Consider the following 21,448-nt stretch of genomic DNA (forward strand, 5'->3'; position numbering starts at 1 on the left):
TAAAGAGGAAAATTAAATGGGTTTTGGTTCTATTGTTGTTTTAGTCTTATTTGTATTCGTTGCTGTAACCATTTTTAAGGGGGTTCGTATTGTCCCTCAAGGTTACAAATGGATTGTACAACGTTTAGGTAAATATCATTCTACTTTAAGCCCTGGCTTAAACTTCGTCATCCCTTATGTCGATGAAGTTGCTTATAAAGTCACAACCAAAGATATCGTTTTAGATATCCCATCACAAGAAGTTATTACTCGTGATAATGCTGTTTTGGTGATGAATGCTGTTGCATATATCAACCTGACGACACCTGAGAAAGCAGTCTATGGTATTGAAAACTATACATGGGCAATTCAAAATCTTGTACAAACTTCACTCCGTTCAATCGTTGGTGAAATGGATTTAGATGATGCTTTGTCTTCGCGTGATCACATCAAAGCAAAATTAAAAGCAGCGATTTCAGATGATATTTCAGATTGGGGAATTACCCTCAAAACTGTAGAAATTCAGGATATTCAACCCTCTCATACCATGCAAGCTGCCATGGAGGCTCAAGCTGCTGCTGAACGTCAACGTCGAGCAACAGTGACTAAAGCAGATGGTGAAAAACAAGCTGCTATTTTAGAAGCAGATGGTCGTTTAGAAGCATCTCGTCGTGATGCAGAAGCACAAGTTGTTCTTGCTGAATCATCTCAACGTGCGATTGAAATGGTCACCTCTGCCGTTGGTGACAAAGAAGTTCCTGTTGCCTATCTACTTGGTGAGCAATATGTAAAAGCGATGCAAGATATGGCGAAATCTAATAATGCTAAAACAGTTGTGTTGCCAGCCGACATCATGAATACCATTCGTGGTGTTATGGGCAGAAACAATTAACCCCCCTCATCCCCCAAAGTCAAAATAGGTAATCTTAAGGTTACCTATTTTTTTGCCTTCGAAATTTAGCACTCTGTTTTAACGTATAAGAAATGATCAGCATTTTTTTGTAATTTGTGGTTAAATTTCACGTTATTTTAGATTCCACCTTGAATCTGAATCTTTCCACGTATATGGATATCGTATGAGCTCCCTTAACCCCACGTTAATTACCTTTCTATTTTATATAGTTGCAATGGTCATCATTGGCTTAGTCGCTTATCGCGCCACAACCAGTTTTGATGATTATATTTTAGGTGGACGTCGTTTAGGCAGTTTTGTTACTGCATTGTCTGCAGGTGCATCTGATATGAGCGGTTGGTTGCTAATGGGTTTACCTGGTGCAATTTATTTATCAGGTCTATCTGAAATCTGGATCGCCATTGGTTTAATCATGGGCGCTTGGCTGAACTGGTTACTGGTTGCAGGTCGTTTGCGTGTCCACACTGAGATTCAAAATAACTCACTTACACTTCCCGATTATTTTTCAAATCGCTTTAATGATCATAAAAAGATTTTAAGGGTTGTGTCTGCTGTTGTGATTCTTATTTTCTTTGCCATCTATTGTGCTTCTGGCATGGTGGCAGGTGCGCGTTTATTCGAAAGCATGTTCAACATGTCTTACAGTACGGCACTTTGGATCAGTGCCATTGCGACAATCAGTTACGTATTTATTGGCGGATTTCTTGCTGTCAGTTGGACAGATACCATTCAAGCAGGATTGATGATTTTTGCATTATTACTGACCCCGATTGTCGCCATACTCAGTTTAGGTGACATGACTACAGTAAATGCAGCATTAGATGCAGCACGCCCTCAAGCCTATAGTTTATTTGCAGATTTGAGTGGTATTGCTGTCATCTCACTTTTGGCATGGGGCTTAGGCTATTTTGGGCAACCTCATATTTTGGTTCGCTTTATGGCAGCAGATTCGGTGAAATCAATCCCAAATGCACGTCGTATTGGTATGACTTGGATGACACTTTGTCTAGGCGGTGCAGTTGCTGCCGGTTTCTTTGGGATTGCCTACTTCCAAATGCATCCTGAATTAGCGGCAACGGTCAATGCCAATCCTGAAACGGTATTTATGGAATTAACTAAAATTCTATTTAACCCATGGATTGCAGGTATCGTTTTAGCGGCTATTCTTGCTGCTGTCATGAGTACCCTGAGTTGCCAGTTATTGGTGTGTTCAAGCACTTTGACAGAAGATTTTTACAAAGCATTTATTCGTAAGACTGCATCTCAAAAAGAACTGGTCTGGGTAGGTCGTTTAATGGTTTTACTGATTGCTGTTCTTGCTATTGTTCTTGCCAGTAATCCTGAGGCGAAGGTTTTAGGATTAGTCGCTTATGCTTGGGCTGGTTTTGGTGCTGCATTTGGTCCATTGATTATTCTTTCTGTTTTCTGGAAACGGATGACTTTATCTGGCGCTCTTACAGGTATGATTGTGGGTGCGCTTGTAGTGATCCTTTGGAAAAATATTCCAGTATTTGCAACAACTGGTATTTATGAAATTATTCCAGGCTTTATTTGTTCTTTTATCACCATTATTTTATTTAGCTTGATCAGCAAAGCACCTTCAACAGATATGATTGAACGTTTTGAAAAAGCGGATGCAATTTACAAAGAATCTGTTTAAGCCTATTGCCCCCCCTTTTCATAAAGGGGGAATTTTAATGCTTTATATGCGCTGAATTATCACGACTATAGTATTGATGGATCTTGTTCTTTAAATATTTCCGTTAGCTTTTTCGAGCCAGCAGGAATTGTGAAATTTGGTTGAGCTCTTTGGCATCTTCTCCAAAATAAGCGAGTGCTTTAAATGCTTGATCATGTAATTGTTGCGCATAAATTTGAGCATTTTCCAAACCCATTAACGCAGGATAAGTTGATTTATCCACTTGCTCATCTTTGCCTGCCGTTTTTCCTAAAGATTCAGTATCCGAAATAACGTCTAAGATATCGTCTTGTACTTGAAAGGCTAAACCGATCGCTTGACCATACTGACGCAGTTGCGGAATCGCCTGATCCGTTCCTGAAAAAATGGTCACAGCAGCCATCATAATTGCTGCTTGAATGAGTGCACCTGTCTTATTACGATGAATATTTTCCAGATGTTTCTGATCAACATGTTTGCCTTCAGCCTGTAAATCTAAAACCTGCCCACACACCATTTTTGAACTGGCTGTTGCCAAAATCTGCATTTGCTTGAGAATAATGGCTTGATCTACTGTTTGTCCTTGATCGAAAAGCCGACTTCCTAAAACCTCGAATGCCATGGATTGCAATATATCACCTGCCAATAATGCAGTGTCCTCACCGAAAGCGACGTGACATGTCGGTTGTCCACGACGTAATAAATCATTGTCCATGCAAGGTAAGTCATCATGTGCCAATGAATAGCAATGTATAAATTCAATTGCCACTGCTGCTCGTCGCACTGCTGCAAAGTTTGGATTATCAGCTTTTAATTGAAATGTTGCATAACTTAAAGCAGGTCTAACCCGTTTTCCCCCTAACATCACAGTATGATGCACAGCTGATTTTAATGGTTCAGGCAAAGAAAAAGCATCTAAAGCTGTTTGTAAATCTTGCTGAATTTGCACTTGTGCCTGTTGTAAAATTTCTGCATTTACATGGGGAATTGAAGTCACATCTGCCTCGTTTTGCACAATTTTTTAAAACTAGAAATCAAGTTTCAAAAAAATGGATATATTGGATGAGTCAGAGACATTCTACTATGAGTGATTATAATTCTCACCCATTTATTGGCATACATATATGCGAAATACAGAACTAAAGCTTTATTTAATCCAAACCTAAATTTTTAAATAAAAATAAGGAGTTTTTGCCTTTTTTCTTTGCGTAACGAACAGCGAAATCGAGTTCTTTTTTAACATCAACTTCTACATTTTGATGTTCTGGATCTAAATGCACAATCCCAATAGATGCCGTTAGATATTCATCGTTTTTTCCAAAAAATATTTTTTCTTCGGTAATGGCAAATCTAAATCTTTCAGCAAGTGTCATGACTGCCCACTCAGTCAACTGCGCTATCGCAACGACAAAACTTGCTGAATTTAAACGAAAAATCTGTGCTTCAGTTTGACTGATGGCTTCGCTAAGTACAGCGCCCAACCGAATTAAAATATCGTCTCCAGCAGTATAACTGTTGAGTTGGTTAAAACGCTTAAAGTCATCTAAATCAATTTTAATGAACGAAATTGTTGTTTGCTGATTCTTTTTCCATTTTTCACTTAGGTAATGATCAAAAGCAAAAGCATTTTGTAAGCCTGTCACCAAATCCAAATAAAGGTGATTATGTAACTTTCGATTATTATTTAATAAAACATTTTCACGTCGTTTTAATCGCGTGATATCAGAGCAAACCACCACAACCCTTTCAATTTCATTATCTTGATTACGAATTGCTTTAAAATAAGAGAGATAGAATTTTCCTTTGACATAAAATTCCTGCTCAAAATCATTTTGATTTTTTGCAAAATGGCGCATTGCTTCATTAAAATGGGCAAAAACCACTGTAGAAAATGTATTTAGCAACTTATCAAACAAATACAGTGCATCACTTTCATAAATATCCGCAAACTTTTGATTCACACCTAAAAAGCGTGCCTCTTGATCAAGCAAAGCGATCGGTAAAGGAATCTGCGAAATAAACGAAACCAAATGCAATTTATCTATATCTTGTAAATATTCAAAAACTTTCAAACTTTCAAGGCTAGCTTGTAGTTTTATAAGCTCTTGTTCCATACACCACCTCAAAGCTGATTTATTTTTGAATAAAGTGAAATCAGCGTTGAATTCACCTCTAAATACAAGATTGAATACGTCGAAAAAGCATTCAATAAAATAAGTTTCTATATAATATAATTAATATTATGCAATACACCACTCAAAAATAATGCAATTGACGACAAACGTCACAAAATAACAAAACCTTGCATAAGCAAGGTTTTTTGTCGAAATGAATTAGACCAATCGATAAAGCTTTAAATCTGAAAAGAGATTAGAAACTATCCGCAGGAATACGTACCCAACCTTCCATAAGCACTCGTGCACTACGACTCATGATGGCTTTTTTTACAACCCATTGACCATTTTCATTTAAAGCTTGTGCACCCACTCGAAGCGTTCCTGACGGATGACCAAAGCGTACTGCCTCGCGCTCACCACCTCCAGCAGCCAAATTCACCAAGGTTTGTGGAATAGCTGCCGCCGTACCAATTGCCACCGCTGCTGTTCCCATCATTGCGTGATGAAGTTTACCCATTGACAGTGCACGAACCAGTAAATCTGTATCTGATTGTGTCACTTGTTTACCACTTGAAGAAGTATAACTTTTAGGCTTAGACACAAATGCCACTTTCGGAGTATGTTGACGATTTGCAGCTTCACTAATGTCCTGAATTAAGCCCATTTTCAATGCACCATAAGCACGAATTTTTTCAAAACGCGCTAAAGCGGCACTATCAGCATTAATATCATCTTGTAATTCTGTGCCTGTATAACCAATCTCTTCTGCATTTAAGAAAATTGTTGGAATTCCTGCATTGATTAAAGTGGCTTGGAATGTACCAATTTCTGGCACATCTAAAGTATCAACCACATTGCCTGTTGGAAACATTGCTCCGCCATCTTCGCCATCGTCCGCAGGATCTAAAAATTCAATTTGTACCTCTGCCGCAGGAAAGGTTACACCATCTAGCTCAAAGTCTCCGGTTTCTTGAACTTGACCATGACTTACAGGAACATGTGCAATAATCGTTTTTTGAATATTCGCCTGCCATATACGAACAGTACAAATACCATTTTCAGGAATTCGACCTGCTGCGACCAAACCATTACTTATTGCAAAGGAACCTACCGCAGCAGTGAGATTTCCGCAGTTACCGCTCCAATCCACAAATGCTTTATCAATTGAAACTTGTCCAAAAAGATAATCTACATCATGCTCAGGTTGTGAACTCTTTGACAAAATCACCGTTTTACTGGTACTTGATGTTGCACCCCCCATGCCATCAATTTGCTTTCCATAAGGATCTGGACTACCGATCACTCGAAGTAACAATTGATCACGTGCTTGTCCAGCTGTTTGCGCGCGTTCCGGAAAGTCCTCCAACCTAAAGAACACGCCTTTACTGGTCCCCCCACGCATATAGGTTGCAGGGATTTTGATTTGCGGTGCAAAACTCATTTTATCGCATTCCTTTCAATTATCTTTGTTGTCTAAAATAATGAATCATTATTCAGTTTTATATTACCCTTTTTTTTTGAAAAAACACGGATTGATTGACTTAAGTATGAAATAAAAAAATGAAAATTGAATAAATATCCACCAGTTTAAATATAAATTTAAAAAGCTAAAATAAAACTTATTGCATTGAAAATTAAACAAAAACTTGGAGATACTGTTTTTTGACTTTGCAGTTCTCCTTTATAAATCAATCCGATACTAGGCTAAAAGTAACCAATCTATTACAATATTTAAATTCGTATAAATAGAGCTATATACATTGAGCAACGAGTCTACACAGTTACAACGTGGACTTAAAAATCGTCATATTCAATTGATTGCCATGGGTGGCGCTATTGGAACAGGACTGTTTTTGGGTTCAGCACATGTCATCGAAAAAGCTGGGCCATCCATTATTTTGGGTTATGCAATTGGCGGTTTGATCGTTTTTTTAATTATGCGTCAACTGGGGGAAATGATTGTTCATGAACCTGTTGCGGGTTCTTTTAGTCATTTTGCCAATAAATACTGGGGGAAATTTCCAGGATTTTTGACGGGCTGGAATTACTGGATGCTTTATGTTCTGGTCGCAATGACAGAACTCACGGCTGTAGGTAAATATATCAACTATTGGTGGCCTGAAATCCCCAATTGGATTTCGGTACTGTTTTTCTTTGTGCTGATTACACTCATCAACTTAGGAAATGTTAAATTCTACGGTGAATCAGAGTTTTGGTTATCTATTGTTAAAGTCACTGCAATTATTGCCATGATTGTTTTCGGTATTTATCTGATACTTACCGCAGATGTTACATCCGGTATCGCTTTTTCAAATCTATGGTCGCATGGTGGTTTCTTCCCCAATGGATTTGAAGGGTTATTCTTCATGCTGGCTTTCCTTATGTTTGGATTTGGCGGAATCGAATTAGTTGGTATGGCTGCGGCTGAAGCAAAAGATCCTGAAAAAACCATTCCAAAAGCAATCAATCAAGTTGTGCCTCGTATTTTGATTTTTTATTTGGGTTCAATGATTATTCTTTTATCATTGGTGCCTTGGAATCAGTTAAATTTTGGTGGTTTAGACAAAAGTCCATTCGTCATGGTTTTCAGTATGATTGGGATCGCATGGGCAGCCCACTTGGTGAATTTCATTATCTTGACCGCAGCACTTTCTGTATATAACAGTGGTATGTATGCCAATAGCCGTATGCTTTATGGCTTAGCCAAGCAAGGAAATGCACCTAAAATCTTTACCAAAACCAATAAACACGGCGTACCTATTCCATCAGTCCTACTTTCTGCGTTCTTGATTTTAGGTTGTGTGCCGTTAAATTACTATTTGCCAGAAGACGCATTAAGTCATTTGATGTATGTGGTTGTAGGCGCCTTAGTACTCAACTGGTTAATGATCACTTTGACCCACTTAAAATTTAAACGTGCATTACGCTTGACCAATCAAACCAGTAAATACCCTGCTCTATGGGCTCCAATGAGTAACTTTGTGGTGATTATCTTTATTGGTGTGGTTTTATATATCATGTGGGATCAAGGTTTTAAAGAATCGGTATTGATGATTCCGGTATGGATCACATTGATGTTAATTTTATTTGATATTTTGAATCCGAATGAAATAAAACCAGAAGAAAAATAGAACGAACATAAAGCTATTATCTCGATAATAGCTTTTTTTTCATAGGCATATACGGTAAATTATTGACTTATCGCGCCCTTAGCTTAACTGGATAGAGCAGTTGCCTCCTAAGCGACCGACGTGGGTTCGAGTCCCGCAGGGCGCACCAAATCATTAACCCCAAACACTCCCACATGTCACTGATACAATAATTAATTAAACACAATAAATTCGGTAAACACATTTGTGATGCCATAGGTAGACTTTGACATTACGTAGATACAAGAAGTAAAGCGAAAAGCCTCAAGTTTTATTCTCGGTGGTGAGCACCAGTAACCAGGCTGCAATCGTCTTATTTTGCCCATCTAATTGAGCTTTATAACGATAACAGGTCTGATGAAGTTGAAATATGAGACATCTAATTAAAGAAAGTGATTCAGCAATAATGTACCTCATAGTCAATAATAGAAGTACATGAGTATAAATGAACCAAATAAGCATCACATTCAGCTCATTTATTGAGCCAAATATATGTTATATTTAGCTCACCTTGGAAAGGTTCAAGGTGGAGATTAAAATGCAAGATTGGATTTGGCAAAGTGACAACTGGATAAACTTCACATGGGAAGATGAAACCATCTTACCCAAAACTAGACAAATTCATCAAAAAATTGGAATTTTACTTGGGCAAAGTCAATATGATTTAGCCAAAGAACAATTTACCTTAGATATTCTACTTGCCAATCTTGTAGCATCGTCAGCGATTGAAGATGAGACCTTAAATGTGTATTCATTACGCTCCTCTCTTGCCCGACGTTTAGGTGTTACCCTTGAACAACCTTACCCAAGTTCAGACCGATCTGAAGGCTTAGCCAACATCATGCTGGATGCGCTTAACAACGTAAAACAACCACTTACTGTTAAACGTCTTATGCAATGGCACCAATGGCTTTTTAATGACCCTGATTGGACAATGCAGCGCTTACGTATTGGTCAACTCAGAGGTTCAGAACCAATGCAGGTTGTCTCCGATCGATTGGATCACCCAACAGTTCACTTCGAAGCACCTCCGAGAGAGGGACTAGAAGAACGTTTAGAAGCCTTTATCAATTGGTTTAATCATAGTCTAAATAATGCTTTGCTTGACCCCCTACTCCGTGCGGGTATCACACACTTATGGTTTATCACACTCCACCCTTTTGATGATGGTAATGGTCGTATTACACGTACCCTCACAGACCTTGCATTAGCACAAATGGATGAACAGAGCATACGTTTGTATGCGATGTCCCCCGTGATATTAAATAAACGCAAAAGTTACTATGAAATTTTAGAACAAACCCAAAAAAGTGATTCCAATATCACAAATTGGCTTGTTTGGTTTTTAGACACCTTAAGTGATAGCCTTGAAACGACGTTAAAGCAAATTCATCGAACATTGTTTAAAAGTAGGTTTTGGCATAAGTATTCAAACTTAGATCTCCATGAAGGACAACGTAAAGTATTAAATCGTCTATTAGATGGTGGTGAAAATGGCTTTGAACATGGTATCAGTGCCTCACAATATCAAAAGGTTGCTAAAGTGAGTAAAGCAACAGCTACACGGCACTTATCTGACTTGCTGGAAAAAGAGTGTATAATCAAGTTGGAAGGTGGTGGGCGCAATACCCGCTATCAGATCAATACTCAATTATAAACAGAGTACTTTTATTTTTTACGGTAAAATCAATTTGCTTCATAAACTATCAATTTAAAATTCAATGAGATAACCTAACAGTTCGAGTCCCGTAAGACACATAAATAAACTTATTGATAAAAACATGACTTTATAGACAATAATGGATATTTCTTCAGGTCTTATTCTAATAATTGGTTTTCAATCAAACTAAAGTCTCATTTTTTCACCTGATCATATTTCACACAATTACGCGATCAATAATATAGGGAAAAACCAAAACTTTTAATGACAAAACTAAACATATCTATTTAAATAATAATGGTTTTTAATTTAGCACAAAACTTTATGTTTATTAATTAAACTATATAGTTCATTTTTTTTTCGAGAATTAGTGTCCTAGAGTATTTACTCTTATTTTTTATATGTTATTTTGTAACTAGGAGTAACTTTGAGTTGTTATTTAGGTATCAAAATTATTTCTCACTCAAAACTTAAGTAATTCAAAGTATTCATTTTATTATATTAGGGAAAAATTAAAATGAAATTAAAAAATCTATCGGTCGCGTTAATTGTTGCAACTTTGCCAGCAACTGGCGTTTTTGCCGCAGCCTTAGATCGTTCAGGTCAATCCATTTCTGCTTTTTTACAGCCAGGCAATTATTTTGAAGCAGGAATTTCTGTTCTAGACCCAACTGTTGAAGGAAAAGAAACTGCAGCAATGGGTGGACGTAACATTAATGATATGGGCGATGATTATTATTTCCCATCTGCTGCATTAAAGCTTCAACTTACAGATAATTTTTCATTTGGTTTACTCTATGATCAACCATTTGGTGCAGATGCAGCCTACAATGGAACCAATGAATTTGTTGCGGCTCCAACTGATCCAGTATTGACTGGTTTGCCAATTACGACCACTCAACTTGGTGGCGTGACTGGAAACACTAAAGTAAAAGTTGATACGCAAAATATTTCAATGATTTTTGGTTTCCAACCAAATGAAAACTTTAATTTCTATGGTGGTGGTGTTTACCAAACAGTTAAAGGTAATGTAAGTCTTCGTGGTAAAGCATATAGCTTATATAATGGCTATGATGCAAAAATTAAAGAAACAAGTGGTGCAGGTTGGTTAGCGGGTGCGGCATTCCAGATTCCAGATATCGCTTTAAAAGCATCTGTAACTTATCGCTCTGAAATTGATCATGATGCAGATGCTACAGAAACTATTGCTATTGCCGATGCATTAGGTGCAATGCCTGCATCACAATTACAAGGCTTACTTGCAAGCTTAGGCAACACTGGTGCAGCAATGACACCAGCATTATTGAAAGCATTAGCTGCCAACAAAGAGTCTGGGAAAACTAAAATTACAACACCACAATCTGTAAATTTAGACTTCCAAACAGGGATCATGGAAAATACAGTTGCATTTGCAAACTTGCGCTGGGTAGATTGGTCTAGCTTCTCTATCCGCCCTTACAAGTTTGGTAATGTTTCAACTGCAGTTGGTCCCTTATTAGGTTTAGCAAATCCGAACAATGCACGTCCAAATGGCTTTAACCTCGTTGAATATTCTAAAGATCAATTCTCTGCAACTGTTGGTGTTGGTCGTAAACTGAATGAACAATGGGCTGGAAATGTATCTGTTGGTTGGGACTCAGGTGCGGGTAACCCTATTACAACTCTTGGTCCAACTGAAGGTTATTGGAACCTTGGTTTAGGTGTTCAGTATAGCCCTACTCCATCAACATTTATTGCTGGTGGTGTGAAATACTTCTGGTTAGGCGATGCTAAAGCACAAACTGGTGCTCAAGCTGGCGGTAATGATTATGTTGCTGAATTTAAAGACAACAATGCAATCGCATATGGTTTAAAAATGGGTTATAGATTCTAAGCAATCTATAGACATAAAAAATCCCACCTAGCGTGGGATTTTTTTATGTCTTCTATAAAATGATAGGACTAAAAATCATAAAACGAAACTTCACCAGTTTCTAAAGAATATTCAGCCCCGACAACTTTCAGTTTACCTTGCGCAATTAAACTCTCTAAAACGGCTGAACCATGACGTAATTGATTTACAGATGCAAAAACATTTGATTTCACAGCATGCATCGATAATTTTTCTAAATCATCTTTTAATTCTGTTTGCATCAGAATTTCAACGGACGGGCGTACACGATTGACAATTGACATGAGATTTGCAGATGGCGGCGTATTTGGATTTTTGAGCGCCTCGATGGTGGAGTGTATCGCACCACAATGACTATGTCCCAAAACCACAACTAATGGGCAACCAAAACTATCTGCAGCAAACTCAACACTACCTACTTGTGAAGGCGCAACGATGTTCCCTGCCACACGAATCACAAATAAATCACCAAATCCTTGGTCAAATACCATTTCTGCTGGAACACGTGAATCTGAACAACCTAGAATGATGGCAAAAGGTTCCTGACTATCTACCATTTCAGATCGTTGCTGATGCGTCAAAAATTTAGTCAGATTGGTTTCACCATGAGCAAAACGTTCATTACCTTGTTTTAATCGTTCTAAAGCTTCTTGAGCAGTTAGCATATCCTATGTTCCATTGTGCGGAGATTTGGACTATTTTAATGCTGTAAAATTTGAATGTCACTGACTAAAAATAAACTCTGTTACAATTTTTGTTATTGATGAGACTCCCCTTAGAATCACAAAAATATATAGATATAATTCACAATTTTATTTAAATTATTTAACTACATTACAAAATAGTTATTTAATTTGCTCATTTCTTGTCTATTCTTTTGGCAAAAAAATGACAAATATTACTTTCCGAGCAAATGCTGAAAAAATTATGATCATGAATAATATTTTTACTTTATATAATGCCAAGTCTTTTGTTAGGAACTCTATGCATGTTTGATCTGCCCCTAAAGAAAATTCTTCGTTTTTTGAATAACATGTTATTAAGTTTGACAGCTGTCAGTAGCATTCTTTTGGCAAGCCAGACTTATGCAGCTTCCAATACACCAGAATATGTCGACTATTTAAAAATCGTGCAAGAAGAACGTGCTTGGGCAGGGCTAAGTTCTAAAACATTACGTGTGGGTGATGTAGTCTGGTCTTACAGCGAAGGTGGCTCAAAAGATAAACCGACGGTTTTATTGATTCATGGTCTCGCCAGTAGTCGTGATACGTGGAATGAGACTGCGCGATCATTAACACCTTTCTATCACGTAATTATCCCTGATTTACCATCTGCAGGAAGTACCCAGGTTCCAGCAAATTTTGATTTATCTGTACCTAATGTCACGGAACAACTTCGGCGCTTTATTGAAGCGGCACATATCCAAGATAATTTAAACATAGCCGGACACTCTTTGGGTGGAACCATCGCTATGTTTTATGCTTCTCAGTACCCATTTGACACCAAAAGTTTATTTCTGATGAGTACTGGAGGTATTTTTAAATCGACCAATACCAATTATTTAAAAAATCCAATCTACTTGAGGCAGTTGCTCATCACTCAGAAAGGTGATTTAGATTTTGTCATGAAAAAAGTTATGTTCAATCCTCCATTTACAGCCAGTGTAATTAAGGAAGAACAGGAAAAATTATTTATCGCTAAATCACAAGATACAGCAAAAATCATCAATCAAATTGACGCCCTCAATCGACTGTACACCCCTACAACATTCACGACCATGTTAAAAAACATTGAAGCGCCGACATTAATTTTATGGGGTCAACAAGATCAGATCATCAATGCTGATGTTGCCAATGAATTAAAATCCGTATTAAAACGACCTGAAACACCTGTGCTTTTACCTCGTGTTGGTCATATGCCATTATTAGAAGCACCAGAACGAGTTGCGGATTACTATTTAAGTTTTTTAAATAAAGTACAACCCCTGCAAAATCCATTGTCTGAGCCTAGGCATACACAAATCGAGTTCAAAAAATGAAACATCCTCTCATTGAACAATTAATCGACGCTCAATTGGTATTTTTAGATCAAACTTTTTCTCAGCCTGAGACTATTAAAGCTGAATTTACAGAGTTTTATCATTGGTTTAGAAAACAACCTTTAAAAGAAATCTGGTCATTTTCGCAAATTAATGACTTATTATATAAGCAGGTTTTAGCAACGCCTGCGAGTGATTTTCTGATTGAACAGATTGCTGAACATACTCGTTTTGCTTTAATTCATCCAAGCAATGATGAAACCCTAATTGAAGATATTATCCCTGTTACGACGATTGATAAAATCGCCCAATATGTTGCAAGCAAATCAGGACATCGCCAAGCTTTGATCAAACGTAATGTTAATAATCCTGCATTTTCGAGTATGTTGACTCAGCTGATTCACCATTCTATTCAAGATTATATCGATAATTCAGTCATGAATAAAAAAGTTCCTGGTGTTGGACGTTTTATGAAGATGGGAAAATCCGTCTTGGAATCTGTCACAGACACGAATTTGGATGATACTGTTAAGCATTATTTGCAAAAAAATATTATCAAAATCAGCCAACTTAGTGAACAAGTCATTAATCAACAATTTGATGACAACAAGCTGTATCATTTTCAAGCCAATCTATGGCACAAAATTAAAAAAATCCCGATTGGTGTACTTCGTCAGTATGTAGAAATTAATGACTTACCAAAAACAGTAGGGATGGGTCATGAGATTTGGGAACATATCCGTCAAACAGACTATTTAAAGAAACAAGTTCATGATGGCATACTTACTTGGTATGCTCGAAACCAAGAGCGTCAGTTTGATTTGATTTTATCTGACATCAATATTGATGAAGCATTGATTCAACATGAATTACAGGCTTTACTTGAACCTGTGATCCAAAGAATGATTTCATCTACACATTTAAAAAATCGTGCACGAATCTATTTAGAACAGTTCTATTATTCAGATAAAACTTTAAATATTTTAAAATTAGAAAAAGGCGCTTAAAGCGCCTTTTCTTCCTCACTTTAATTTAGAAATTAGAATTTATAAATTAAACCTAAATTGTAACGGCGACCATCCAACACGTAATTATAAGTCGTAGTTTCTATGGTTTTATCAAATAAATTATAAATACCTGCATTGAACTGCAATACTTTTGAAGGTTTATAGTTTAATCCAATATCTACCATTGCATAGGCAGGTTTACCATTACTCATTGATGTACGGCTTAAATACTCAGATGTTTTACTTCTGACGTTTAAACGGCTCCACATTCCCACTTGATCATTGGTTTGCCAATCTAAAGTGGTATTGAACATATGTTTTGGCATTTCGTTTAATGGTTTCCCTTTGAATGCCCCACTCTTCTGTTCAGTATCCGTAAAGGTATAGTTTGTAGCCCATCGAACATCGGGGGTAATTGCCCAACCAAAAGTTGCCTCAATACCTCGCATATTTGCTTTATCTACGTTGATACGTTGACTAACAAAGTCAAAATTTTGCCCCAACCAAGGACAATTCATACTTCCAGAGTCTCCTTGGCAAGTACGGATTTCTGTAATTTTATCTTTGAATTCACTATTGAATACCGTGAAGCCTGCATCTAAATCCTCATTATTGTCCCAGTTGATTGATGCTTCATAGTTCACGCTGGTTTCTGGTTTTAAGTCAGGGTTACCTACAATCATACCACTTGACTGACCACCACCTGTGGCTTGTCCCCATCCTGCAACAGTGGCACGTAATGCTGGTGTTTTATAACCAGTTGACACACCGCCTTTGATAATCCAGTTATCATTCAATGTCCATACACCATAGACTTTCGGACTGAAATGATCACCGAACTTTTCATCTTTGTCGTAGCGTAATGATGCAGTGATCGTGAATGGATCTACAATATTCCATGCATCTTCAGCGAATAGAGCCCAACTATAACGATCTAGGTTTGTTAATTTTGTTCCCCCAACACTCAATTGGTTTCCAAAATCTTCAAGCTCTTCTTTTAAATAACTTCCTCCAAAGCTTAAAGCATGGGAACCTAAATTGATTTGGTTCAAGGTATTAAAAGTTGTATTGATGGCTTCCATGCTACGTGAAGGATTATCATTTTCTTCACGTTGAACATAAGAATGGGTTTTTAAATCACCAATTTCACCACGGTGAGTCAAACTATACTCAGTGCGGTAGTAATCTGTATATGAATCGGTCGGAAGCTTGCCATTTCGTCCTGGCACATTAGCAATAGTTTTACCCACTGTTTGATCACGATTCTGAATCGATCGCTGATATTCTAAATCAATGGTATGTTCAGCATTTGGCGTCAAACTCAGTGTCGCACCGCCTGCTCGTATACGTTGCTTGTTGTAGCCGCCAATGATGTCATCTTCATTACGCTGTGAAAACGTTCCATTGGCTTTTAGACCTAATAAATTACGAATCAATGGACCAGAAACATATAGGTTTGCTTGATGTATATCTCCAGAATCCCTATTTTCTTGGAGTGTCGTGTCTAATTTAACCGAACTGGTCCAAGTATCTGAAACCTTTTTGGTAATAATATTAATAACGCCACCCATAGCATCTGAACCATATAAGCCAGACATTGGACCACGAATGACTTCAATACGTTCAATACTTTCAATACTCGGCATCCACCCTTGCTCAATACCTGAGTTATCACTATTCGGACGAACTGAACGCGTATTTACTTTTTTACCATCAATCAGGATAACCGTATAAGCACTTCCCATACCGCGGATACTAATATCACTTGAACTTCCCCCACCAGTGACCACAACACCTGGCACATCTTTTAATGCATCGGTGATATCACGATATGCTTTTTTATTAATATCTTCTTGGCTTAATACTGAGATAGATGCAGCAGCTTGTTTAACTTCTTGTTCAAAACCACTTGCAGTCACAACTATTGTGTCTAGTTTTGTCGCTTCTGTTGACTGATTTTCTGCTTTATTTGAAGTGTCTTGTGAGTTAGCTGCATATGCAGTGCCCACCATAACGGTAACAATGGAGAGAGATAACGCAGATTGGATGATACGGCGAGTCAACATAAGGTATTCCAAAGAGGCTAAGAATGAATAGACAATGAAGATTGAGATACAATGTGTAATAAAAACACCACAGCATTATAAACAATATTAAGAATTATTCTCATTTTTATTATTTGTTTGATTATTTTTTATACGTTTTTTGCGCTTATATTTAAGATTTTCCTATTTTTTTAAGTTTCATTTAAGGTTGATAAAATTCAAAAAATTAAACCAAAATTAAATTGCCAAAAAAAACCTCCGAATTTTCGAAGGCTTTTTTGAATCACTTTGAATCAGTATATTGATGAGACAAATTATTTGAAGTATGCACCTTCGGCTTGACTATGATCAGTTTGATCTACCACACGACCTAACTCTGGAATGTGCTGTTTTAAGGTAGTTTCAACGCCTTGCTTCAATGTGACATCGATTGCTGAACAACCCTGACAACCACCACCAAATTTCAATACAGCCGTTAAACCATGCTCTTCATCTTCAATAACTTCAACCAAAGCACAGTTACCACCATGCCCTGCAAGTCCTGGATTAATTTCCGCTTGAAGAATATAGGTAATTCTTTCTTCCATTGACGCATCTGGACCAACACGTGGTACTTTCGAGTTTGGCGCACGAAATGTTAATTGACCACCAAAACGGTCTTTATTGTAGTCAATTACCGCATCTTTTAGATATGGAATAGATGGTGTATCAATAAATGCTGGAAAATCAGGATAATCTTGCTTGTAATCTGTTGGAGCAACTTCATCAGGCGCACTGTACGCCATACAACATTCTGCACGTGGAGTCCCTGGATTTTCAACAAATACACGAACGCCAATTCCTGGAGTATTTTGCTTCTCCAAAAGATCTTTTAAATACTCCTGCGCATTTGGAGTAATCAATAAATTTGGAATTTCTTCTGCAACTGCAGTATTGGTGTTCTCAGTCGACATAACTCTATCCTCAAGCTGAAGTCGGTATTTTAACTGAAGATGAGGCTGAATGACCAAAAATCAACTAAAATTGTCGGAATTAAATTAAAAAGATGTAAAAACATAAGATATTCAAAATTCGAGACAAAAATTATCCTCATTCACATCAAAAAAAAGCTTTTCAATCGCTAAATTTTTACCAGTAAGATCAAGTGTAATCCATCAATTCCAAAGCAATACATGACTGAAATATGTGAAATACACTGACTCAGCTAAAGTATTTTTAACAACCCAATCTCATCTCAACATTTCGTTTGATGTGACATTACAATCGCACAACCAATTGAGCTGCATTTTGTCAGATTATGCCACTCGATTCCTGAATTTGGCATGGATAATGTATACATCTGTATATTAATGATGAAGTAAAACGAGATATTTTGCATGTCCAGTTCAAATGAAGGTTTACAATTCACGGTTCATCCTGAAACCCAAAAAAGCAGCAGCTCCCAAGTGGGTAAGGAAATTATTGCTGAGGCACTGTCATTGGTTGACAATATCAATGCTCAAAAGGTGTTGGATGAAAAAAACTGGCGTAAAAATTATCCCATTTATTTTAAAGCATTGGTAGAAAACGGCATTCAAACTACGCATAACGCGATCACGATTGCAAAACAAGGCTTACATAAAGCTCAACACAGCTTTGACTTTTTCAGAGATGGGCAGCGTTATTCCTTAAAAGACGTGATGTCAGTTCCCCTCTTAGACAAAATTCAAACCATCACGATTAAAGGACAATCGGATGCACAACCCGAATGGTTTGTTCCTTATCATGGACAAAAACTTTCAGGTGAAGCCTTACTCAAACAAATTCAGACATGGCAAGAAGCAGGCATTATTGAAACCAGCCATGCGGATGCCTTAAGAGAAGTGGTTGCCCATCCAGAATGGTTTGATTTATCTGACCGTACTTTGGTTTTATTCGGCGCAGCCTCAGAAGCAGGTCCTTTGACGTGGTTAGCTCAATGGAAAGCCAATATTGTTGCAGTGGATTTACCCAATGAGCGTGTTTGGGGGAAAATTCTCGAGACTATTCAAAATGGTAATGCCACCCTCTATGCACCAAGCTTACAACAAATCAATGACAGCAATGATTTGAATGAACTAAAAACCAAGCTTGGAGCAAATTTACTCACCCAAATTCCTGAAATTACGCAATGGTTATGCGAGAACCCACACAAACTAGACTTGGCATCTATTGCATATCTAGATGGTGAAAAGCATGTGCGTGTTTCAATCGCAATGGACAGTATCATGAGCAATGTCAGTGAACAAAAAACTGACTCATCATTGATGTATATGTGTACGCCAACGGATGTCTATGCAGTGCCAAAAGAAGTGATTGAAGGTGCTACAGAAAAGTTTAAACAACGATCAAAATTTGAAACAATACTCAGCCAAAGTATCTCAGCACTCTCTTTAAAACAATTTTTTAAAAATAACAATCAGCAGCTAATACACTCTGAAAATGGCAAAGCTTATGGCATTGCTGACTGTTTAGTAGTTGAGCAAGGTCCGAACTATGCTTTAGCAAAACGCATTCAACAATGGCGTGCGACTTTAGCAAGACATCAAGGGCAACATGTCAGTATCAATATTGCCCCATCAACCACGACCCACTCTGTCACTAAAAATCCATTACTTAAAGCTGCGTTTAATGGTGCAAGTTTATTTGATGTTGAAGCATTTAGCCCTGAAACCACCAATTCGATCATGGCGGCATTGTGGATTCATGATCTCAAAAACCCAAACTCGGTTGCCAACCCAGCAACACAAATGGAACATCCATTAGAGTTGATGATGGAAGGTGCGAATCATGGTGGTTTATGGCGTGTTGCCTACCTTGCTCGTACAGCACTTCCTTTTGCAGCGATTTATGGCTTTGCAACGGATAAGCTTCCTATTCAGAAGATTTTAGGAAAAACCAAAAAATAATTGTTCAACTTTAAAAAGTTGATCAGGTAATGCCCATTTATTTATGATAAATGGGCATTTCTTTTAAATATAAAAATCTTTAACTGTTCAAAGTGTTGATTACAGCATCATGTTATTTACCACTTAAACTCACTTAAGATGAATAAATTTGATCAATTGAATGTTTAAAAAAATATGTTATACACAGTTAAACGATCGCGTCATTTTTATACAATTGACAGTTTTCTAACGATCGTTTAAAAATAGATAAAACAACTAAAGCGAGAACAACAATATGTTAAATTCACAAGGAAAAGTAAGCCGAGAAATCCGAGGTCATATTTTCTTAATCGGCTTAGATCGTGCAGATAAGCGTAATGCTTTTGATAGCCATATGATCCATGACCTATCACTTGCGCTCACGGAATATGAAAACAATCCTGAGCTTCGCTGTGCGGTAGTTTTTGCACATGGTGAACATTTTACCGCGGGTTTAGATTTGGTTGAGTTACAACCCAAATTAGCTGACGGCGTTTTTAGTTTTACTGATGACATGGTTAATCCTTGGGGGACTGTAGGGCGCCAAAGAACAAAACCATTGATTACAGCAGTCCAAGGCTATTGTTATACCGCAGGGATTGAACTGATGTTGAATTCAGATCTTGTCATTGCCAATCAAAATACCCAGTTTACGCAGATCGAGGTACAACGTGGTATCTTGCCTTTCGGTGGCGCAACAGTACGTTTCGTACAAGCCGCAGGCTGGGCAAAAGCCATGAAATATGTACTCACAGGTGATTTGTTCAATGCACAAACAGCCTATGAAATGAATTTGGTTACCGAAGTCGTTGAAGGCAATAATCAGTTGATTCGTGCATTGGAATTAGCTGAACGTATTGCAAGTGCGGCACCACTTGCAGTTAAAGCAGCGCTGCATTCTGCCCATCAAGCATTTTTACACAGCCCTGAAGTTGCGTTTGGTAATTTGCAAAATTTATTGACGCCGTTGCTCAACTCTGAAGATGCACAGGAAGGTGTAAGAGCCATGATTGAACGTCGTGCTCCACAGTTCAAGGGTCAATAAATCATTATTTTAAGATTTAGCAATGCCAAAAAATTAGAGATAAGATGATGTCAAATATAAACCACCTCGCACAAATACAACCCTCGAAAGAAAATGGTTTTAAATGTGAATCGGTCACATTTCAAGCTTTGGATGGTTATACACTCGTTGGAACTCGATATACACCAACCACCCATCCATTTAAAGCCAATTTACTGGTTTCCAGTGCAACAGGTGTACCACAGGCATTCTATCGACGATTCTCTGAATATGCTTCGCAAATGGGCTATCAAGTGCTTTGCTTTGATTACCGTGGTGTAGACAAGTCTGCACCACGGCAACTAAAAGGCTTTAAAATGTCTTATCTGGACTGGGGCAAATTAGATCTTGCAGGTGCGATTGACTACTTTTTTGAAGATGACACTGCTTTATTTGTTGTGGGACATTCTTATGGTGGTCAGGCACTTGGACTAACCCCCAATCACGATAAAGTCACAGCAATGTATTGTTTCGGTACAGGTGCTGGATGGCACGGCTATATGCCTTTGAAAGAAAAACTTAAAGTCCAGGTGATTTGGAATATCGTGTTTCCCCCGATGGTCGCTATCACGGGTTATTTACCTTGGAGTAAACTCAATATGGGGGCTGATCTTCCAAAAGGCGTATATCAACAGTGGCGTAAATGGTGTAAAAATCCAACTTATTTTTTTGCTGATCCTGAACAACAGACATTGCATGACCAATATGCTCAAGTCAAAACGCCGATTTATGCTGTCGCAGCTTTGGATGATGATTGGGCTTTACCGAACTCTCGTTATGCATTTATGCAACATTATAAAAATGCGCCTATGCATTTTATCAATATTTCAGCAGAAGATTTCGGACTTCAACAGATTGGACATATGGGATATTTTCGAAAAGGTTCGGAACAGATTTGGGATAAAATGTTAGCTACTTTTGAGAGTTTAATACCATCTTGTTCATAAATACAGCGCAATATAA

The 21,448-nt window shown here is 37.7% G+C and carries 16 protein-coding genes, 1 tRNA gene and 1 pseudogene; 11 read left to right on the plus strand and 7 right to left on the minus strand.

Annotated elements, in window-relative coordinates:
* The first annotated feature begins 16 nt into the window (after window positions 1–16).
* Together TOL5_RS16650 and putP are read left to right on the plus strand one after the other, a co-directional pair.
* Window positions 17–871 (plus strand): SPFH domain-containing protein, encoded by an 855-nt coding sequence (locus TOL5_RS16650; RefSeq protein WP_004828156.1) that lies wholly within the window; start codon window positions 17–19, stop codon window positions 869–871.
* 184 nt (window positions 872–1,055) lie between these two features.
* A complete protein-coding gene (putP, locus tag TOL5_RS16655) occupies window positions 1,056–2,552 on the plus strand; it encodes a sodium/proline symporter PutP (RefSeq protein WP_151712802.1) in 1,497 nt (498 codons plus the stop codon).
* A 103-nt stretch (window positions 2,553–2,655) separates the two neighbouring features.
* Here the strand turns inward: putP and TOL5_RS16660 are convergent, their stop codons facing one another.
* From TOL5_RS16660 to prpF, 3 genes are all read right to left on the minus strand, one after another.
* Window positions 2,656–3,567 carry a polyprenyl synthetase family protein gene (locus tag TOL5_RS16660; protein ID WP_199995792.1) on the minus strand — a complete coding sequence of 304 codons (912 nt, stop codon included), beginning with the start codon at window positions 3,565–3,567 and terminating at the stop codon, window positions 2,656–2,658.
* Window positions 3,568–3,721: 154 nt separating this feature from the next.
* The gene (locus TOL5_RS16665) at window positions 3,722–4,684 is read right to left on the minus strand and encodes a diguanylate cyclase domain-containing protein (protein ID WP_004828151.1); all 963 of its coding nucleotides are present in this window, start codon (window positions 4,682–4,684) and stop codon (window positions 3,722–3,724) included.
* A 256-nt stretch (window positions 4,685–4,940) separates the two neighbouring features.
* Window positions 4,941–6,128 carry a 2-methylaconitate cis-trans isomerase PrpF gene (gene prpF, locus TOL5_RS16670; RefSeq protein ID WP_199935104.1) on the minus strand — a complete coding sequence of 396 codons (1,188 nt, stop codon included), beginning with the start codon at window positions 6,126–6,128 and terminating at the stop codon, window positions 4,941–4,943.
* 319 nt (window positions 6,129–6,447) lie between these two features.
* Between prpF and TOL5_RS16675 the strand changes: the two genes are divergently transcribed.
* Together TOL5_RS16675 and TOL5_RS16680 are read left to right on the plus strand one after the other, a co-directional pair.
* Window positions 6,448–7,818, plus strand: coding sequence for an amino acid permease (locus TOL5_RS16675; RefSeq protein ID WP_221260515.1), 1,371 nt, complete (start codon window positions 6,448–6,450; stop codon window positions 7,816–7,818).
* 72 nt (window positions 7,819–7,890) lie between these two features.
* A tRNA-Arg gene (locus tag TOL5_RS16680) sits at window positions 7,891–7,966 on the plus strand.
* Window positions 7,967–8,022: 56 nt separating this feature from the next.
* Here TOL5_RS16680 and TOL5_RS22535 read toward each other — a convergent pair.
* A pseudogene (locus tag TOL5_RS22535) lies at window positions 8,023–8,214 on the minus strand (IS3 family transposase); the annotation flags it as partial.
* A 160-nt stretch (window positions 8,215–8,374) separates the two neighbouring features.
* Between TOL5_RS22535 and TOL5_RS16685 the strand changes: the two are divergent.
* Together TOL5_RS16685 and TOL5_RS16690 are read left to right on the plus strand one after the other, a co-directional pair.
* A complete protein-coding gene (locus tag TOL5_RS16685; protein WP_199995793.1) occupies window positions 8,375–9,493 on the plus strand; it encodes a Fic family protein in 1,119 nt (372 codons plus the stop codon).
* Window positions 9,494–10,013: 520 nt separating this feature from the next.
* Complete coding sequence (locus TOL5_RS16690) at window positions 10,014–11,369, plus strand: OmpP1/FadL family transporter (RefSeq protein WP_004828141.1); 1,356 nt, start codon at window positions 10,014–10,016, stop codon at window positions 11,367–11,369.
* 68 nt (window positions 11,370–11,437) lie between these two features.
* Here the strand turns inward: TOL5_RS16690 and TOL5_RS16695 are convergent, their stop codons facing one another.
* On the minus strand, window positions 11,438–12,052 hold the full coding sequence (locus TOL5_RS16695; protein ID WP_004828139.1) for a carbonic anhydrase: 615 nt from the start codon (window positions 12,050–12,052) through the stop codon (window positions 11,438–11,440).
* A 323-nt stretch (window positions 12,053–12,375) separates the two neighbouring features.
* On the opposite strand from TOL5_RS16695, the gene TOL5_RS16700 reads away from it, so the two are divergent.
* Entirely contained in the window at window positions 12,376–13,425 is a 1,050-nt protein-coding gene (locus TOL5_RS16700) for an alpha/beta fold hydrolase (RefSeq protein WP_121773962.1), read from the plus strand.
* Window positions 13,422–14,432: a hypothetical protein gene (locus TOL5_RS16705; RefSeq protein ID WP_221260516.1), complete on the plus strand. Its 1,011-nt coding sequence runs from the start codon at window positions 13,422–13,424 to the stop codon at window positions 14,430–14,432. The genes TOL5_RS16700 and TOL5_RS16705 overlap by 4 nt, the downstream gene beginning before the upstream one ends.
* Before the next feature lie 32 nt (window positions 14,433–14,464).
* Here the strand turns inward: TOL5_RS16705 and TOL5_RS16710 are convergent, their stop codons facing one another.
* On the minus strand, window positions 14,465–16,498 hold the full coding sequence (locus TOL5_RS16710; RefSeq protein WP_199995795.1) for a ligand-gated channel protein: 2,034 nt from the start codon (window positions 16,496–16,498) through the stop codon (window positions 14,465–14,467).
* A 293-nt stretch (window positions 16,499–16,791) separates the two neighbouring features.
* A complete protein-coding gene (gene nfuA, locus TOL5_RS16715) occupies window positions 16,792–17,430 on the minus strand; it encodes a Fe-S biogenesis protein NfuA (protein ID WP_004828129.1) in 639 nt (212 codons plus the stop codon).
* Window positions 17,431–17,853: 423 nt separating this feature from the next.
* Here nfuA and TOL5_RS16720 point away from each other — a divergent pair, with 423 nt between their 5' ends.
* The 3 genes from TOL5_RS16720 to TOL5_RS16730 all read left to right on the plus strand — a co-directional run bounded on the left by TOL5_RS16720 (window position 17,854) and on the right by TOL5_RS16730 (window position 21,432).
* Window positions 17,854–19,404 carry a hypothetical protein gene (locus TOL5_RS16720; RefSeq protein WP_221260517.1) on the plus strand — a complete coding sequence of 517 codons (1,551 nt, stop codon included), beginning with the start codon at window positions 17,854–17,856 and terminating at the stop codon, window positions 19,402–19,404.
* A 274-nt stretch (window positions 19,405–19,678) separates the two neighbouring features.
* Complete coding sequence (locus tag TOL5_RS16725) at window positions 19,679–20,467, plus strand: crotonase/enoyl-CoA hydratase family protein (protein WP_009585800.1); 789 nt, start codon at window positions 19,679–19,681, stop codon at window positions 20,465–20,467.
* A gap of 47 nt (window positions 20,468–20,514) precedes the next feature.
* Window positions 20,515–21,432 carry an alpha/beta fold hydrolase gene (locus tag TOL5_RS16730; protein ID WP_221260727.1) on the plus strand — a complete coding sequence of 306 codons (918 nt, stop codon included), beginning with the start codon at window positions 20,515–20,517 and terminating at the stop codon, window positions 21,430–21,432.
* Window positions 21,433–21,448 lie beyond the last annotated feature (16 nt).

The organism is Acinetobacter sp. Tol 5, assembly GCF_019702905.1.
Classification (GTDB): Bacteria; Pseudomonadota; Gammaproteobacteria; order Pseudomonadales; family Moraxellaceae; genus Acinetobacter; species Acinetobacter bereziniae.

Coding starts and splice junctions, on each gene's coding strand:
- TOL5_RS16650 (WP_004828156.1), top strand. CDS start 17: ATGGGTTTTGGTTCTATTGTTGTTTTAGTCTTATTTGTATTCGTTGCT.
- putP (WP_151712802.1), top strand. CDS start 1,056: ATGAGCTCCCTTAACCCCACGTTAATTACCTTTCTATTTTATATAGTT.
- TOL5_RS16665 (WP_004828151.1), bottom strand. CDS start 4,684: ATGGAACAAGAGCTTATAAAACTACAAGCTAGCCTTGAAAGTTTGAAA.
- prpF (WP_199935104.1), bottom strand. CDS start 6,128: ATGAGTTTTGCACCGCAAATCAAAATCCCTGCAACCTATATGCGTGGG.
- TOL5_RS16685 (WP_199995793.1), top strand. CDS start 8,375: ATGCAAGATTGGATTTGGCAAAGTGACAACTGGATAAACTTCACATGG.
- TOL5_RS16690 (WP_004828141.1), top strand. CDS start 10,014: ATGAAATTAAAAAATCTATCGGTCGCGTTAATTGTTGCAACTTTGCCA.
- TOL5_RS16695 (WP_004828139.1), bottom strand. CDS start 12,052: ATGCTAACTGCTCAAGAAGCTTTAGAACGATTAAAACAAGGTAATGAA.
- TOL5_RS16700 (WP_121773962.1), top strand. CDS start 12,376: ATGTTTGATCTGCCCCTAAAGAAAATTCTTCGTTTTTTGAATAACATG.
- TOL5_RS16705 (WP_221260516.1), top strand. CDS start 13,422: ATGAAACATCCTCTCATTGAACAATTAATCGACGCTCAATTGGTATTT.
- TOL5_RS16710 (WP_199995795.1), bottom strand. CDS start 16,498: ATGTTGACTCGCCGTATCATCCAATCTGCGTTATCTCTCTCCATTGTT.
- nfuA (WP_004828129.1), bottom strand. CDS start 17,430: ATGTCGACTGAGAACACCAATACTGCAGTTGCAGAAGAAATTCCAAAT.
- TOL5_RS16720 (WP_221260517.1), top strand. CDS start 17,854: ATGTCCAGTTCAAATGAAGGTTTACAATTCACGGTTCATCCTGAAACC.
- TOL5_RS16725 (WP_009585800.1), top strand. CDS start 19,679: ATGTTAAATTCACAAGGAAAAGTAAGCCGAGAAATCCGAGGTCATATT.
- TOL5_RS16730 (WP_221260727.1), top strand. CDS start 20,515: ATGTCAAATATAAACCACCTCGCACAAATACAACCCTCGAAAGAAAAT.